Here is a 1,373-nt window from a genome sequence, read left to right as displayed (position 1 = left end):
GGGACTGTCATAAATTTTGTGTTCGGGCATAACATGTTGCAGAGGTGCATGTATGCCGACCAAGAAAAAACCGGCCCGTGAGGTCACGCGAGACCTTCCAGCAATTCCAAAAGAGCTGATCGATCAGTTCGTCAATGGCCCAATGAGCGCCGAAGCGATTCAGGACGCCTCGATGGCGTTCAAAAAGGCGCTGATCGAGCGAGCCCTTGGCGCCGAGCTGGGGCACCACCTTGGCTATCCTCAGGGCGCGGAGCGCCCTGAGGAGTCGAGCAACCAGCGCAACGGCAAAAGCGGCAAGACCGTGCTGACTGATGATGGTCCGCTTCGTCTGGACATTCCCAGAGACCGCGACGGCAGCTTTGCTCCGATCCTGATCCCCAAGCACGAGCGCCGCTTCACGGGCTTCGACGACAAGATCATTGCCATGTATGCCCGTGGAATGACCGTTCGCGAGATCCGAGCATTTCTCTCGGAGCAGTACGGAACTGACGTCTCCCATGACTTCATCAGCTCGGTCACCGATGCTGTCCTGGAAGAAGTCAGTGCCTGGCAGCAACGCCCACTTGAACCGATGTACCCCGTCATCTTCTTCGATGCTCTGCGGGTCAAAATTCGTGACGAAGGACTGGTTCGCAACAAGGCAATCTACTTGGCCTTGGGCGTATTGCCGGACGGCACACGAGATATTTTGGGCATTTGGATCGAGACCACTGAAGGTGCCAAGTTCTGGATGAAAGTTTTCAACGACCTCAAGACCCGTGGCGTCGAAGATGTATTGATCGCTGTAACTGACGGCCTTAAGGGGATGCCAGAAGCCCTGAACGCGGTGTTCCCTGAGACGACATTGCAGACCTGCATCGTCCATTTGATCCGCAATAGCCTTGATTACGCGGCCTGGGACAAGCGTCGCGAGCTGGCCAAAGCGCTCAAGCCGATCTATCAGGCACTCAACGCTGAAGCCGCCGAGCAAGCTCTAGACGCATTCGAAGCTGGCCCTTGGGGCAAGCAATATCCAACGGTGGTAGCGGCTTGGAAACGTGCTTGGGATCGAGTCATCCCGTTTTTCGTTTTCCCGCCTGCGATACGAAAAGTGATCTACACAACCAACGCCATCGAGAGCATCAATGCCCAATTGCGTAAGATCATCAAGACAAGAGGTCACTTCCCGACCGATGATGCGGCCACGAAGTTGATCTGGTTGGGACTACGCAATATCACCGCCAACTGGGGTAGTGCGGCCCATGATTGGAAAAGCGCCATGAATCAATTTGCGATCCTGTACGGGGATCGATTCATCAGGCCGACCTGGTGAAATAAAGGCCTGCCTAACGGCAGGCCGTTACCGGCCCGCACACAAAAAATCTGACAGTCCC

The 1,373-nt window shown here is 55.5% G+C and carries 1 protein-coding gene; it reads left to right on the top strand.

What is annotated here, in order from left to right; genetic code table 11:
* Positions 1-52 precede the first annotated feature (52 nt).
* Positions 53-1,312 carry an IS256 family transposase gene (locus AC1RPZ_RS27305; RefSeq protein ID WP_493141015.1) on the top strand — a complete coding sequence of 420 codons (1,260 nt, stop codon included), beginning with the start codon at positions 53-55 and terminating at the stop codon, positions 1,310-1,312.
* Positions 1,313-1,373: the final 61 nt, after the last annotated feature.

The organism is Pseudomonas sp. GW822-FHT02D10 (genome assembly GCF_058802345.1).
The sequence above is the reverse complement of the archived record's forward strand: the minus strand, read 5'-3'. Positions and strand labels throughout refer to the sequence as shown.

What these genes read in the sequence shown, in the direction of transcription:
- AC1RPZ_RS27305 (WP_493141015.1), top strand. Translation starts at nt 53, where the DNA reads ATGCCGACCAAGAAAAAACCGGCCCGTGAGGTCACGCGAGACCTTCCA.